Source organism: Brachybacterium sp. B718/18 (assembly GCF_055454375.1).
Map to the genome: position 1 here is coordinate 61,359 of NZ_JBVDDO010000010.1, position 15,206 is coordinate 76,564.

The 15,206-nt window shown below is 73.6% G+C and carries 10 protein-coding genes; 3 read left to right on the plus strand and 7 right to left on the minus strand.

Annotation, left to right across the window (positions count from 1 at the left end):
* Window positions 1-49 precede the first annotated feature (49 nt).
* The 4 genes from ACZCAH_RS13510 to ACZCAH_RS13525 all read right to left on the minus strand — a co-directional run bounded on the left by ACZCAH_RS13510 (window position 50) and on the right by ACZCAH_RS13525 (window position 5,226).
* On the minus strand, window positions 50-2,449 hold the full coding sequence (locus ACZCAH_RS13510; protein ID WP_464341570.1) for a 5'-nucleotidase C-terminal domain-containing protein: 2,400 nt from the start codon (window positions 2,447-2,449) through the stop codon (window positions 50-52).
* A 258-nt stretch (window positions 2,450-2,707) separates the two neighbouring features.
* Window positions 2,708-4,081, minus strand: a complete 1,374-nt coding sequence (locus tag ACZCAH_RS13515; RefSeq protein ID WP_464341571.1) for an NAD(P)/FAD-dependent oxidoreductase — start codon at window positions 4,079-4,081, stop codon at window positions 2,708-2,710.
* 285 nt (window positions 4,082-4,366) lie between these two features.
* The gene (locus ACZCAH_RS13520) at window positions 4,367-4,777 is read right to left on the minus strand and encodes a DUF202 domain-containing protein (RefSeq protein WP_464341572.1); all 411 of its coding nucleotides are present in this window, start codon (window positions 4,775-4,777) and stop codon (window positions 4,367-4,369) included.
* Complete coding sequence (locus ACZCAH_RS13525) at window positions 4,774-5,226, minus strand: YidH family protein (protein WP_464341573.1); 453 nt, start codon at window positions 5,224-5,226, stop codon at window positions 4,774-4,776. The genes ACZCAH_RS13520 and ACZCAH_RS13525 overlap by 4 nt, the downstream gene beginning before the upstream one ends.
* A gap of 608 nt (window positions 5,227-5,834) precedes the next feature.
* On the opposite strand from ACZCAH_RS13525, the gene ACZCAH_RS13530 reads away from it, so the two are divergent.
* The 3 genes from ACZCAH_RS13530 to ACZCAH_RS13540 are packed head-to-tail and all read left to right on the plus strand — an operon-like array spanning window position 5,835 to window position 9,869.
* Window positions 5,835-7,256 carry an MFS transporter gene (locus ACZCAH_RS13530; RefSeq protein WP_464341574.1) on the plus strand — a complete coding sequence of 474 codons (1,422 nt, stop codon included), beginning with the start codon at window positions 5,835-5,837 and terminating at the stop codon, window positions 7,254-7,256.
* Between the two features lie 5 nt (window positions 7,257-7,261).
* Window positions 7,262-8,326: a LacI family DNA-binding transcriptional regulator gene (locus ACZCAH_RS13535; protein WP_464341575.1), complete on the plus strand. Its 1,065-nt coding sequence runs from the start codon at window positions 7,262-7,264 to the stop codon at window positions 8,324-8,326.
* Window positions 8,327-8,348: 22 nt separating this feature from the next.
* On the plus strand, window positions 8,349-9,869 hold the full coding sequence (locus tag ACZCAH_RS13540; RefSeq protein ID WP_464341576.1) for a sulfatase family protein: 1,521 nt from the start codon (window positions 8,349-8,351) through the stop codon (window positions 9,867-9,869).
* A 229-nt stretch (window positions 9,870-10,098) separates the two neighbouring features.
* Here the strand turns inward: ACZCAH_RS13540 and ACZCAH_RS13545 are convergent, their stop codons facing one another.
* The 3 genes from ACZCAH_RS13545 to ACZCAH_RS13555 are packed head-to-tail and all read right to left on the minus strand — an operon-like array spanning window position 10,099 to window position 15,118.
* Window positions 10,099-12,765 carry a transglutaminase TgpA family protein gene (locus ACZCAH_RS13545; protein WP_464341577.1) on the minus strand — a complete coding sequence of 889 codons (2,667 nt, stop codon included), beginning with the start codon at window positions 12,763-12,765 and terminating at the stop codon, window positions 10,099-10,101.
* Complete coding sequence (locus ACZCAH_RS13550) at window positions 12,762-14,033, minus strand: DUF58 domain-containing protein (protein ID WP_464341578.1); 1,272 nt, start codon at window positions 14,031-14,033, stop codon at window positions 12,762-12,764. Before ACZCAH_RS13550 ends, ACZCAH_RS13545 begins: the two co-directional genes overlap by 4 nt.
* On the minus strand, window positions 14,030-15,118 hold the full coding sequence (locus tag ACZCAH_RS13555; protein WP_464341579.1) for an AAA family ATPase: 1,089 nt from the start codon (window positions 15,116-15,118) through the stop codon (window positions 14,030-14,032). Before ACZCAH_RS13555 ends, ACZCAH_RS13550 begins: the two co-directional genes overlap by 4 nt.
* Window positions 15,119-15,206: the final 88 nt, after the last annotated feature.

Consider the following 15,206-nt stretch of genomic DNA (forward strand, 5'->3'; position numbering starts at 1 on the left):
ACGGAGGGTCCGCGCCGCGGGGGCGCGACCCCTCCGTCGTCAGGTCGGGTCAGCGGCGGGAGAGCCGGTGACGCAGGCCGAGGGCGCCGAGTCCCGCGAGGGACAGGGAGCCGGCGACCGCGAGCAGCGGGGCGACGGTCGCACCGGTGCGGGGCAGGTCCGAGCGGCCGTTGGACGAACCGCCGGTCGAGGAGGAGCCGCCGGTCGAGCTGCCGCCGGCGGTCGAGCCGCCGTCGGTCGCGTCGTCGTCCGACGAGCCGCCGTCGCTCGGGGCGGGGGTGTCATCGCCGCCGCCGTCGCTCGGGGCCGGGGTGTCATCGCCGCCGCCGTCGCTCGGGGGCGGGGTGGTGTCGTCGTCATCGTCGCCGCAGACGTCCGTCGGCGCTCCGCCCGAGGTCCAGGTGAAGGCCGGGATCTCGTAGACGATCTCGGTGCCGGTCTCCGGGGTGGCGGTGATGGTCAGCGGGACGTCGGTGCCCTCGGGGACGCACAGCCAGTCGGCGAGGGTGACATCGGCCGCGAGGCCGTCGACCCCGTCGATCGCGGCGTAGGGCGCCTCGAAGGTGCCGTACTCGCCGGCATCGACGGTGACCGAGGTGATCTCGGGGGCGCCGAGGCTCTGCGACTCGAGACCCGCGAGGCGCAGCACCGGATCGCGATCCACGCCGGCCTCGGAGTCGTACTCGCCGCCGTCGACGATCTGCAGGTCGATCTGGCGCTGCGAGTAGTCGGGGGCGAGGTCGGGGTGCGCCTCGAGGTAGGAGATGAACGCGTCGCGGTCCAGCACGCCGGAGTCGCGGACGTTCTGCGCCTCGGAGAGGGCCCACATGTTGTCGCCGCCCTCGAAGAGGAAGCTCGCGGTGACGATGGTGTAGGTCGCGTCGGGGTCGATCGGCTCGCCGTTGATGCGGATGTCGAGGATCCGGTCGTCGGTGCCGCGGGTGCTGTCGAAGACGTACTCGACGTTCTCCGAGACCGAGAAGGCGAGGAAGGACTCGTCGCCCTCGTCGACGCCGCCGCCGTCGGCGGTGCGCTGCCACTGCTCCTCGAGCATCTGCTTGAACTGGGCGCCGGTGACCTCACCGGAGTTCAGGGTGTTGGCGAAGGGCACCATGCTGTTGGCCTCGGCGTAGGTGACCACGCCCTCGCCCTCACCGCGGGTCGACTCGGCGTCCCACAGCTCGGCGCGGATGCCGCCCGGGTTCATGAAGCCGATGACCTCGTTCTCGCCGGCGAGACCCGCGTCCTCGAGGTACCACTTCATGGAGTCGGCGAGCATGTTGCCGGCCGCGGAGTGGCGGTAGCGGTTGTCGCCCTTGGTGGTGGCCTGGTTGCCGACCTCCTCGAGCGGGACGCGCACGCCGTCGACGTAGCCGGCCTTGGAGTCGTCCCAGGAGGTGGTGATGTCCCCGGCGACGGAGCCGACGGGCTCGGCGCCCACCTCGGCGGCGTCCGCGATCGCGGTATCGGCGATCGAGGTGACCTCCTGGGTCACGGCGGTGTCGGTGGCGCACTCGGCCTCGGTCGAGCGGAGCTCGGGATCGCCCACGGCGTCCCAGTCGCCCTCGGCGTCGCGCTCGAGGGTGACGGTGCCGAGGTTCGCGGCGCTCGCACCGGTCTGGATGATCGCGCGGGTCTCGCCGTCCTCGCCGGGCACGGCGGCCTCGTAGGCGTAGGTGCGGTGGGAGTCGCCGTTGAAGATCGCGTCGACCTCGGCGTCGGTCTCGGTGACGATCTTGTCGAAGATCGGATCGGTGTTCGCCGGGGCGGCGCCGGCCTCGGCGTCGGCGCTCGCGCCCTCGTGGTAGACGGCGACGGCAAGGTCGTACTCGATCCCCTCGGCCTGCAGCTCGTCGATCACGTCGTTGACCGCGTCGACCGGGTCACCGAAGGTGAGGCCCTCGATCGCGGCGGGGCTGACCTTGCCGACGGTCTTGGTGGTGACGGCGCCGATCACGGCGACCTTCACGCCGTCGCGCTCGATGATGGTGTACGCCTCGTGGACGCGCTCCCCCGAGGCGTCGTAGACGTTCGCGGCGAGGTCCGGGAACTCGGTGCGCGGCTCGATGCGCTCGAACAGGTCGTCCTGGCCCTGGTCGTACTCGTGGTTGCCGATCGCGGAGGCGTCGACGCCGAGGGCGTTGAGCACGTCGATCGTCGGCTCGTCGTTCTGCACGGCGGACTCGAAGGAGGAGCCGCCGACGTTGTCGCCCGCGGAGAGCAGGAAGGAGGTCGCGCTCTCGGCGCGCACGCTCTCCACCTGGCAGGCGAGGGCCGAGGCGCCGCCGAGGGCGCCGTGGAAGTCGTTGAAGCCCATCAGCGTGACCTGCTGACCGGGCTCGGCGGCGACGGCGCCGAGCGGCACCAGGGCGCCGGAGAGGGCGAGGGCGGCGGCACCGAGGCCGACGGCCGCGCGGCGCGGGACGCGCCGGACGGAGTGTTCGAACATGGAGGTCTCCTGGGAGCGAGATGGGAGCACACGGAGTGCGCTTCGTCATTCCATCGCATGTCGCGCAGGACACGCCCGGACGTCTCCGAGCTGGGACCGTTCTGTCACCTCGAGTTCACCAGGCATGACGGTTGGTGTTCACAGGCCCCGATCCCTTGACCGGGCCTTGGAGAATCCTTGACCGAGCGAGGTCTGGACGGCCGGCCGGGGCCCCGATACCGGGCGCTGCCCGGTGTGGCGGTCAGCCTGCTGTGGCGGTCAGCCCTCGGCGCCGCGGCCGAACTTGCGATGGTCGGCCTGCTGCTCGAACAGGCGCGCGGCGCGCAGCGAGTTGACCTCGCCCACGACGGGGTTCGGCTGATGGGTGGCGCGGGTGCCGCCGTACAGGGAGAGCAGGTTCATCGCGACGGCGCGCTGGTTGCGGTGGCCGAGCATCTTGGTGACGTGGACGCCCAGCCACGCGGCCCAGCCGAGTGAGCCGGTCAGGCCCGGCAGGTGCGGGATCTCGGCGATCGCGGCGTGGCGGCCGATGGTGGCCATGGTGCCGAGGTCCGTGTAGTGGAACTTCTGGCGCGGCGTGCCGGCGACCTCCGCGGCGATCGCCTTCGCGGCGGCGCGGCCCATCTGCACGGCGGGCTGCGCGAGCTGCGGCAGCGCCTCGTCCTGCGCGGCGATGTCGCCCGCGGCGTAGACCCCCGGAACACCCTTGACCTGCAGGTAGTCGTCGACCATGATCCGGCCGCGCTTGTCCTGGGGCAGGCCCCAGTCGGAGACGACCTCGGGCACGCCGACGCCGGCCGCCCAGATGGTCACGTCGGACTCGAGCACGGTGTCGTCGTCGAGGATCACGTGGTCGTAGCCCACGGACTTCACGCCGTGGCCGAGGCGCAGCACGACGCCGCGGTCGGCGAGCTCCTGCGCGGCGTACTCGCGGAAGTCGGGGCGGAACTCCTTGATCAGCTCGGTGCCGCGCTGGATGATCGTCACCTGCAGCGTCCCCGGATCCATCTCCGGGTAGAGGATGTCCAGTTCCTGCATGCGGAAGTCCGCGAGAGCGCCCGCGATCTCGACCCCCGTCGGCCCACCGCCGACCACGCAGACGTGCAGCTTGTCGTGGTGCGAGGTGATCTCGCGGGTGGCCCGCTCGAGCTCGGAGAAGAGACGGTCCCGGATCGCGAGGGCCTGCGAGCGCGTGTACATCGGCATCGCGTGCTCCTCGGCGCCCGGGGTGCCGAAGTAGGTGGTGGTGCAGCCGTTGGCCACGATCAGGTAGTCGTACTCGAGCTCCTGGGTGCCCTTGGTGCCCTCGTCGAGGGAGACGACCTTCCGCTCCGGGTCCACGCCCACGACCTCGCCCTGGCGGTAGCGCATGTTGGGGATCTTCAGCGACAGGCCGCGCAGGAACATGGTGACGTCGCCCGGGTTCAGGCCCGCGGTCGCGACCTGGTACAGCAGCGGCTGGAAGGTCTTGTAGACGTTGCGGTCGATCAGGGTCACGCGCACGCGGGCATCGCGCAGGGCACCGACGGCGTGCGCCCCGGCGAAGCCGCCGCCCAGGATGATCACGTGGGGCCAGCTCGCGCCGTCCTTCGCGGGGACGATCGGACGACGGCTGAGGAACGGCATGACCATGAGAGCGGACTCCTTCGGGGGACGGTCGGCCACGGGCGGCGGGAGCTCGGGGCCGGGTCGTCGGGGAGATGAGACGGCGGAGCGTGCGGTCTGCGGGCGGCGACGAGGTGGCCCCCAGGGGACGGTCCCGTGGGTCGGGCCCGACGCCGGGGACGGGGGCGCCGGGGCGCCGTCCGAGTCCTCGCCGATGCTACCCACTCGCGCGGGGCGGGGACACCTGGGCGGGGCCGATGAGGTCGCGGCTCACAGCGTGTCTGCTGGGTCACGGGGTCCCGGCGGACGGGGTCACGGGGTCCCGGCGGACACCGCTCCCACGACCAGGAAGGCAGCGCAGAGCGCGCCGATGGCGAGCACGCCGAGGGTCGCGGCGAGCATCGGCAGACCGCCGCGGAGCAGCACGCCCGCGGTGTGCAGGTCGTCATGGGCGCGGCGGTAGCCCGTCGCGGCGAGGGCATAGGCGAGGACGGCCAGACCCGCGCAGAGGATCCCGCCGACGACGGCCACCGGCCCCAGGTGCGAGACGGTGAAGCGCATGGCCAGGAGGCTTGCGACGGCGAAGGAGAGGCAGGTGCGGCGCCAGGCGAGGAGGGTCCGTTCGGGCTGCAGGCCGGGGTCGAAGACGGCGTCGGCGGGCGGAGCAAGCGGGGCGGCAGGCGGAGGCGGCGGGGCGGGAGGCGGCGGGGCGGGGGCGCTCACATCCACATCCCGATGCTCACCAGCGCCGCCGCGACCAGAACGCCGACGACGATCACGGCGCCCGCGCCGAGTCCCGGCAGCGGGGCGGCCCGACGCAGCGAACCCTCGGTCGCGCGCCAGCCCCACCAGGCCTGCAGGGCGCAGAGGGTGCCGAGGACCAGGAACACGCCGGCCGCGGCGAGGCGCCAGCCGGTCGCCGCGGGCAGGGCGAGGGCCTCGAGGGCGAAGGCGCCGGCGTACATCGCCAGGGAGGTGCGCAGCCAGGCGAGGAAGGTGCGCTCGTTGGCGAGGCTGAATCGGGGGTCGGGCTCCGCCCCCTGGCGGTAGACCGAGGCGGGGAACCGGCGGTCGACGGGGGCGGGGTCGGCCGGGGCGGGGGTGGCCGACTGGACGGCGGAGGCGGGCGCGGCGGGGTCCTGAGGTGCGGCGGCGTCAGGAGGCGGGGTCACGGGGGCTCCTCGGGATCGTCGGGGTCGGCAGGGGGCGGCTGCATCCATCGTTCCACGCGGCCATCCCACCGATCCGATCGGGTTTCCCGGCCTCGCTCCCCGCTCGACCTGCCGACGCCCTCAGCCGACACGCACGCCTCTCGAGGCATCGCGGTCGACAGTGTCGGCTGGCGAGCCAGATCAGAGGTGGTTCTGGTTCGTGAGCCGACACTGTCGACCTCCCGCACCACCCGGCCACGCTGATCGACCTCCGGTACCGCCGTCCGAGACCGCTTCGTCGATCAGCTGGCCGGTGCCGGGCCACGCCGGGCCATGCCGGGCCACGCCGGGCCTGTACCGGTCTGCCCGCGGCCGGCTCTGCTGAAACTCCGCGCTTGGCGTGACCTCAACCGCTGTGAGGAGCTGAGGTCACGCCTGGCGCGGAGATCCAGTCGGGTCGGCGGCCGAGGGGGCGGGACCGGACCCGACTGCCCCGCGCCTCCCCACCCCGCGCTGACCTGCGCCGCCAAACCCTCAAAGGTTTGAGTCTTCTGTTCAAACGTTTGAGTCCCTACGGTTGCCGGAGCCCGCCTCCCCTCCCCTGGCGGTCCCTCGACGGAGAGAGATCGATGAGCACCACTGCAGCTGCCACGGCCCGCCCGCTGGCCTCCCCCCGCCCCTTCGGCGTGCGCGACCGGATCGGCTACATGTTCGGCGACCTCGGGAACGACTTCACGTTTCTGCTCGCCTCGGCCTACCTGATGGTCTACTACACGAACGTCGCCGGCCTGAACCCCGCGCACGTGGGCACCCTCTTCCTGGCCGCCCGACTGATCGACGCCTTCACCGACGTCGGCTGGGGACGCTTCCTGGACTCCCACACGCCCGGGAGCGGCGGCCGCTTCCGCCCCTGGATCGCCCGCATCGCGATCCCCGTCGCCGTCGCGAGCGCGCTGCTCTACGCGCCCTTCATCGCCGACTGGGCCTACGGCGCGAAGCTCGCCTACGCGGCGATCACCTACCTGCTGTGGGGATCGGTCTGCTACACGGTCGCGAACATCTCGTACGGCTCGATGGCCTCGGTGATCACGATCGTCCCCGGCGAGCGCGCCTCCCTCTCGGTGTTCCGCGGCATCGGCGCGAACAGCGCGGGCCTGCTGGTGTCGCTGGTGCCGCCGCTGATCGTGTACGGCATGGTCGACGGCACCTCGCAGCTGCTGCCTGGCCGCCTCTTCGCGGTCGCGATCGTCTTCTCGGGCCTGGCCGCGCTCTGGTATCTCCTGTGCGTGCGCAACGTGCAGGAGCGGGTGGCCGCCCCGCCGCGCGACGCCACCTCGCGCAGCCTCCTGAGCCTGCTCCGCTCCCTTGTGTCCAGCCGCCCGCTGCTGGCCCTGATCAGCGCGAACGTGATGATCATGCTCGCCTCCCTGTTCTACGGGACGATGGCCGCGTACCTGTGGCTCTACCACTTCAACGACGGCACGCTCTCCGGTCCCGCACAGCTCGCCGGCTTCCTCCCGGGGCTGCTGCTGTCCCCGATCGCGGCCCGGCTCGCGGCGCGCTTCGGCAAGAAGGAGGTCGTCGCCGCGGCGCTGATCGGCACGGGCGTGCTCTACCTCGTCCTGTTCGCCCTGCAGCTCGAGGGCGCCTGGACGTTCATCGGCCTCGCCTTCCTCGCCGGCTTCGGGCTCGGCTTCTACAACCTGCTGATCTGGGCGCTCGTGGGCGACATCATCGACGCCGAGGAGGTCCGCTCCGGCGAGCGCGACGACGGCACCGTCTACGCGGTGAACACCTGGGCCCGCAAGGTCGGCCAGGCGGTCGCGGGCGGTCTCGGCGGCTACGCCCTGGCCTGGGTCGGCTTCCGCTCCGGCGAGACCGCGCAGTCCGCGGGGACGGTCGAGGGGATCTACACCTTCTCGACCCTGGTCCCCGGGGTGCTGTACCTGATCGCGGCCGCGATACTGCTGTTCGCGTACCCGCTCTCCCGCCGGGTGGTGGCCCAGAACGTGCAGACCCTCGCCGCCCGGCGCACCGCCGAGGAGGCCTGAGCCCCATGCCCCGCACCACCCTGAAGGACGTCGCCGAGCGCGCCCAGGTCTCGATCTCGACCGTGTCCTACGCGCTCAACGACGCCTCGCACGTGCAGCTCGCCCCGGAGACGCGGGCGAGGGTGCGGCGGATCGCGAAGGAGCTCGGCTACACGCCCAACGCGATCGCCCGCTCCCTGCAGGGGCGCGGCACCCGGACCGTCGGGGTGGTGGTCTCCAAGCCGCTGACCAACCTGCGCTACGCGACGATCGTGCACGGCGTCGCCGCGGAGCTGTCCGAGCGCGGGATGCGGATGGCGGTGCTGCCGGACCCGTCGGCCGACTCGATCCTCGCCGACTGCCGCGGCGGGCTGCTCGACGGCCTGGTGTTCGTGGGGCATGACGACGCCGTGCCGCCGGTCGCGCTCGTCGAGGCGGCGGCCGACGGGACCGCGCCGCTGGTCACGATCGACTGCGGTGCGGGCCCGGAGGGCGCCGCCTACTCGAGCGTCGACTTTGACTACGCCCGGGGCGCCGCCGAGATGGTCCAGCACCTGGCGGGCCGCGGGATCACGACGGTGCTGCACCTCCGCCCGGAGCTGCCCTCGCGCGCCGAGCGGGAGCGACGCTCCTCCCTCATGCAGGCGCTCGGCGAGGCCTCCTCGCTGACCCTGCAGGTGGTCTCCACCCGGCTCGACGATGCGCACATCGACCGGGTGGACCGCGGTGACCAGCGTGCCTCCGCCGACTATCTCGGCCGCACGGCCGAAGCCCTCGAGGCCGCCCTCGGGGATCTCGCCTCCCCGCCGGATCAGGTGGCGGTGCTGTGCTCCTGGGGCGCCGACGTCGAGCTCGCGCTCGCGACCGTGCAGCGCCGCACACCCGGCGTCACGGTCGCAGCGCTCGCGGCCGGCTGGCCCGCCACCACCATCTGGCCCGACCTCGTCTACTCGCGCCTGCCGCTGGCCGAGGCCGGACGGCGTGCGGCCGGGATGCTGCTCGCCGAGCTCGGCCCCGACCCCCTCCACGAGCGCGCGCTGCTCCGCCCGCGGCTCGACCCGTACCCCGCCGACGCCCCGTCGGCCGACTGACCCCTCCCGGAAGGACCCCCGCATGACCCGCCCGAACCTCGTGTTCATCATGAGCGACGACCACGCCGCCCACGCGATCTCCGCCTACGGCAGCCGCGTCAACTGCACCCCGCAGCTCGACCGGATCGCCGCCGAGGGCACCCGCATGGACGCCGTGTTCTGCACGAACTCCATCTGCAGCCCCTCGCGCGCCTCGATCCTGACCGGCACCTACAGTCACATGAACGGGGTCTCCTCCATCTGGACCGAGATGGACTACCGCGTCCCCACCTTCATCGACGTCCTCCACGACGACGGCTACGCCACCGCCATGTTCGGCAAATGGCACCTCGGCGAGCACGGCCGGTCGCTCCCCCGCGGCTTCGACGCCTGGCAGATCTTCCCCGGCCAGGGCGACTACGTCGATCCCGAGATGATCGACGCCGACGGCCCCCGAGTGGTGCCCGGCTACGCGACCGACATCGTCACCGACCTGTCGATCGACTGGATCGACCAGCGGGTCGCCGCCGACCCGGGGGCGCCCTTCGCCATGATGGTCCACCACAAGGCGCCCCACCGGCCCTGGATCCCCGACGAGAAGCACAAGCATCTCTACGCCGACGGCACCATCCCCGAGCCCCAGACCTTCTTCGACGACCTCGAGTCCCGCTCCCAGGCCGTCCGCGGGGTGCACATGACCATCGCCGACGACATGGGCTCCGAGGACCTCAAGCAGGAGGTGCCCGAGCACCTGCGCGGCGAGGAGAACCGTGAGGCCCGCATGCGGTGGAAGTACCAGATCTACATGCGCGACTACCTGCAGTGCATCCAGTCCATCGACGACAACGTCGGCCGCCTGCTGGACCACCTCGACGAGACGGGGCTCGCCGAGAACACGATCGTCGTCTACACCTCCGACCAGGGCTTCTTCCTCGGCGACCACGGCTGGTTCGACAAGCGCCTCATGTACGACCAGTCCCTGCAGATGCCGATGATGATCCGCTGGCCCGCGGAGATCGCACCCGGCTCGCGCTGCGAGGACATCATCACCAACGTCGACTTCGCCGCGACCTTCCTCGACATGTGCGGTCTGGATGCCGCCGAGGTGCTGCCCACGTCCCAGGGCCGCAGCTTCCGCCGACTCGTGCGCGGCGAGCAGGTCGCGGACTGGCCCGACGCCGCCTACTACCGGTACTGGGAACACGACGACCCGATCCACCACGCTCCCGCCCACTACGGCATCCGCACGCGGGACCACAAGCTGATCCACTTCTACGGCGCCGGTCTCGGCGTCCCCGGTGCCTCGGACCAGATCTTCGCCCCCGAGTGGGAGCTCTATGACCTCAGCGCCGACCCGACCGAGGTCCGCAACGTCGCCGATGACCCCGCCTACGCGGGGATCCGTGCTGAGCTCGAGCAGAAGCTCGCCGAGTACCAGGCCCGCTACGCCGACGAGCCCTATCGCGGCGAGGGCACGCCGCACCCCGAGTGGGGCCCGTACGACGAGGAGGTCTTCGCCCGGGTGCGCGAGTACGTGGCGCAGATCGACGCCAGCGGGCGCTGAGCCCCGGGGTTTGGCGGGGCGTGGCCGGGCTTGGCGAAGCCGGAACCCAGCTGGGCCGGGCTGAGGCTGCCTGGTCCGGACTGGCTGCTGGCCGGGGCTCAGCTGGGGCCGGCCGGAGCCACTTGGTCCGGCCTCTGCTGCTGAAACTCTGCGCCTGGCGTGAGCTCACGTCCTGTGGGGCGTTGGGGTCACGCCAGGCGCGGAGTTTCAGTCCGCAAAGTCGGCGGGGTCAGCGGGCGCGGCGGATGAGGGCGATGAGGAGGTCGGCGTCGTCGCGGAGGGGGTGCTGGGTGGGCGGGGCGTCGTCCGAACCCGCCTCCGGGTCAGGAGCCGAGGCAACATCCGTGCTCGCCGCCGCCGCAGCAGCCACCTCACCGGCCGCCCCATCAGCCACCTCACCAGCCGCCCCACCGGCCACCGCAGCACCCTCCACCCCATCCCCCGCCTCCGGGAGCGGGGCGGCGTAGCGGGCGGCGGTGTGGGCGGCGGCGATGCGGTCGGCGGCGGCGCGGTGCTCGGCGGTGACCTCCTGGTCCCCGGCGGCGATCTGGTCGAGGAGGTCCGCGAGGGCCTCGCGGGGCGGGAGCGCGCGGTCCAGCTCGAGCGGCCGCGGCGGATTCCCCCAGGCCCCGGTCCAGCCCAGCAGCCGCATCACCCGGGTGCGGACCCGCAGCTCCCAGGACACCTCGGTCCACGCCATCCGGCCTGCACCGCGACGCAGCCGCTCCGTCTCGATCGTGGCGGCACCGCCACCACCGGCCTTATCGGCACCGCCACCGCCTGCCCCCACTCCCCCGGCCCGCTCGAGGAAGGCGGCCCAGCGGGCGTCGCGGCGGCGCATCCGTCGGCGGCGCAGCAGCACCACGCCGCCCACCGCGGCGGTCGCGCCGAGCGCGGCGAGAGTCAGCGTGAGCAGCAGCCCGCCCTCGACCCGGTCGGCGTTCTCGGGGGTGAGGAGGGCGCCGCCGCCGCCGCCGGAGGCCGTGGCCGCGGACTCGGTGGGCTCGGCGCTCTCGGTCTCCTCCGTCGACGGGGTCTCGCTCGGGGTCTCCTCGGTGGGCGTGTCCTCCACCGGGGTGGTCGGCTCGCTCGCCCCGCCGCCCGTCGCCGTCTCCTCGAAGCCGGGCTCGGTGACGCCGTTCGCAGCGGCGGAGGGTGTCGGCTCGAAGCGCACCCAGCCGTGCTCGGGGCCGAACCACACCTCGGGCCAGGCGTGCGCGTTCGAGGACCGCACGGTCCATCCGTCGGCGCTCTGGCTGCCCGCGGTGAAGCCGATGACCACCCGCGTCGGGTAGCCCTGCGAGGTCATCATCAGCGCGAACACGCTCGCGAACTGCTCGCAGTAGCCGATGCGGTCGGCGAGGAAGCTCTCGAGGGGGTCCTCGCCGGCGGGGGTCTGCACGGTCAGCGAGTAGCGGAAGCCGCGGAAGTACTCCTGGTAGGCGAGGGCGGTGTCGAAGGCGTTCTCCGCCCCGGCGTCGGCCGCGACCTGGTCGGCGAGGTCGACGGCGACCTGCGGCACCTCGGACACGTCGGTGTAGCCGGCGTCGAGCGGCTGGGCGAAGACCGCGGGGTCCACGGCGCGCAGCTCGTCGGCGGTGGCGTCGTCCTCCTCGCTGGTGACGGTGTACTCGAGCCCCACGAGCCCCGCGCGCAGCCCGGAGGAGTCGACCTCGCCCGGGGCCGCGCGCAGCGTGAGGGCCTCGGCGAGGGCCGGCTCGGCGGTCTCGAGGGAGCGGATGTTGGCGGGCACCGGGAGCCGGTCCCCGTAGTACTCGAGCACTTCGATCCGGGTGCTGGCGGTCTCCGCGCCGGTCCCGCCGAGGAGGGTGCCGTCGGCGCGCGCGTCGGAGAAGACGGTCGCGCCGACCTCCAGCTCCTCCCCCGCGCCGGTGGCCCGGAAGGTCTCCCCGTCGAAGCTGTTCAGGGTGCGCACCCGCAGGTAGCCGGGCGGGGCGGCGTCGGTGGTGTAGCGCAGCACCTCGGTGTTGCCCTGGTCGAGCAGGGTGCGGCGCACGGAGACGTCGTCGTCGATCATCACGGGGCCGAGCTGCGGCAGGTCCCGGTTCTGCCACTGGTTGACGAGGTCCATCGACAGCGCCATGCGCGGGGCGACGAGCTGCGGGAGGGCCGCGCCGAGCGGCAGGGCGAGGGCCGCGACGAGCACGGCGGCGATCGCGGTCACCGCGCCGGGGCCGACGGGGGCGGTCAGCGCGCCCGGCGGGCGCGGGGCCGCTGCGGCGCGGGGGCCGGCGTCGGCCGCAGGGTCGGAGCCGGGCGCACGAGGGGGCACCGGATCGGGGTGGAGCGTGCGGGTGCCGAGGATGAGGGCGGCGGCGAGGACCGGCCCGGCGACGGTGAGCCAGCCGCCGCCGGCGGGGACCTGCAGTGCGGGCAGCAGGATCGTGCCGAGCAGCGCGAGGCCCACCGGGGTGTGCCAGCCGAGGTCCACGTAGACCAGGTCGAGCACGAGCGCGCCGAGGGCCAGCAGCAGCACCACCAGCACGGTGGCGCGGGCGCCGAGCACCACCGGGGCCATCGAGGCGGTGAGGTCCGCGGCCGCGGCGGGGAGGATGTCGACCTGGGCGGTGAAGATCCGCAGCGGCAGGTCGGCGAGGCTCACGAGCCCCTGGCTGAGCTCCATCGCGAGCACCAGCAGCGCCACCACCGCCAGCTGCAGCACCGGCACGAGCGCGGGCCGGGGCAAGAGCATCCGCAGCACCATGCCGGAGACGATGACGATGCCTGCGGCCGCCGCGGTCAGCTGCAGCCAGGCGCTGCCGTCCAGCAGCAGGGACAGCGGGGTCGAGGCGAGCAGCACGGCGGCGAGGAGGAGCAGGGAGCGGGTCACGAGGTGCCCGCCGGTCGGGACGGGGCGGCCGATGAGGGGACTCATGCGGGGCCTCCCGCCTCGGGCGCGGTGAGGAGGTCGTCGAGGCTGTGTGCGAGGGTGCCGGTCACGAGCGTCCAGGCGCCGAGCCGGCGCCGGGTGGGGGCCGACGGGGGCTCGGATCCCAGCGCGGTCTCCGGCGCGGTCCCTCCCCCCGGCGCCGCGGGCTCGGGCCGCAGGGCGAGCGCGGTGCGGTGGCTCGAGCGGCCCGCGAAGCGGTCGAGGTCGAGGCCCGCGAAGGGTTCGCCGTCGTCGAGGCCGAGGGCCAGGGCAAGCGACGTCAGGCCCGCGGCGTGGTCGTGGCCCACACGGGCCGGCTCGTCGTCGAAGTCGACCTCGGCGAGCGCGAGCAGGCCCGCGCGCAGCTCGAGGGCGTCGGCCTCCCCGCCGAGCGGCGAGGCGGACTCGAGCCCGCGGCGGCGGCCGGTGCGGGTGATCTCGTCGCCCGAGGCGTCGAGGATCCGCACCTCCCAGCCGTGCGCGCAGAGCACGTCCAGGAGCGTCGCGGCGTGGGAGATGAGACGGTCCTCGACCGCGGGCGTCATGCCGGGCCGCGAGGTGGTGTCCAGGACGACCATGGCGCTGCGGCCGCTGACGGGCTCGTCCTCGCGGGTCATCAGCTGGCCGGAGCGGGCGCTGGCCCGCCAGTGGATGCGGCGGATGTCGTCCCCGGCGACGTAGGGGCGGGCGATCGGGCCGATTTCGCCGATGCCGATCCCGGCGCCCTGGTCGGCGCGGCCGCCCAGGCCGGCGGTCCGCGCGGCGAGGGGCGTGAGCGCGGTGATGACGGGGACGCCGGTGATGCGCTGGGCGTCGACCGTCGTGCGGCGGAGCTGGAAGAGGCCGAAGAGGTCGCGGAGCAGCAGCGAGCAGGGGCCGAGGCGGTGCGCGCCGCGACGGCCGACGGTGAGGGCGTGCGGCATGCGGGTCTGCAGCGGCAGGTCCTGCTCTCCGCCGAGCGCCTCGGGGAGGTGCTGGCGGAGGACCCCGCGGCCCAGCGGCAGCAGCGGCCGACCGGTCAGCTCGATCTGCACTCGGGCGCGACCGCCGACGGCGACGGCGTCGTCCAGCACCCGTCGGCGGACCCGCAGCCCGGTCCCCGCCAGGAGGATCGCGACGGCGCCGAGCACGAGCAGCAGGAGCAGCGCCGCGGCGACCGAGCGCAGCGGCACGAGGCTCGTGAGGTCGGCGAGGATCCAGCAGACGACGGCGAGGACGGCGAGGAGTGTGCCCCGGGCGGTGGGGCGCAGCACTGTCCCCGGCCGGGCGCTCACGACTGCGGGGTGTCGGAGAGGACCTGGTCGAGCAGCTCCCCGGCGCTCGCGCCGCGGGACAGGGCCTGCGGGGTCAGGTGGAGGCGGTGGCGCCAGACGGGGAAGATCACCGAGCGGACGTCAGCCGGCTCGACGAAGACCCGGCCGTCGAGGGCGGCGTTGGCCTTCGCGGCGCGGACCAGGTGCACCGCGGCGCGGGGCGAGGCGCCGAGGGTGACCTGGGGGTGGCGGCGGGTGGCGTCGGCGAGGCGGACCACGTACTCGAGCAGCGGCGGGGCGGCGTGGATCCGGCGGACGGCCCGGACGTGGGCGGCGATCACCTCGGGGCTGGTGCGGGCGCGCAGCGCGTCGATCACCTCGCGATCGCCGTCGGGCACGGGCCCGGCCTGGACGCCGAGCATGCGGGTCTCGGCGGAGCGCAGCGGATAGCCCATGGAGGTCTGCGCCAGGAAGCGGTCGCGCTGCGCCTCGGGCAGGCGGTAGGTGCCCTCCATCTCCACGGGGTTCGCGGTCGCGACCACCATGAACGGCTCGGCCAGCGCGTAGGTGGTGCCGTCGACGCTGACCTGCCGCTCCTCCATAGCCTCGAGGAGGGCGGACTGGGTCTTCGGGGAGGCGCGGTTGATCTCGTCGGCCAGCAGCACCTGGGTGAAGACAGCGCCGGGCCGGAACTCGAACTGGCTGGTGGCCTGGTTGAAGACGCTCGCGCCGGTGACATCGCCGGGGAGGAGGTCGGGGGTGAACTGGATGCGGTGCCGTTCGGCGCCGAGGGCCGCGGCGAGGGACTTGGCGAGCATCGTCTTGCCGACGCCGGGGATGTCCTCGACGAGGAGGTGGCCCCCGGCCAGCAGCACCAGCAGCGCCAGGCGCGTGACCTCGGGCTTGCCCTCCACGACGGTCGCGATCTCGTCCATGACCGCCTGGGCAGTGGTGGCGATCTCGCGGACGTCCGCCTCGGAGAGGGCCGCCGACGGGCCGCCGGCGCGGCGGCGGGCGGTCGGAGCGGCGGTCGGGTCGGCGGGGGATTCGGTCGAGGGCGCCCCGGCGGCCGACGGGATGGGGTCCGACGGGGTGGGCTGGGTCATCGCGTGCTCCTCCGGTTCTCCGCCGCGAGGTGCGCACGAAGGCTTTGCCCGACCATGAACGGCGTCGGACCCCCGGCGCGCTGGGCTC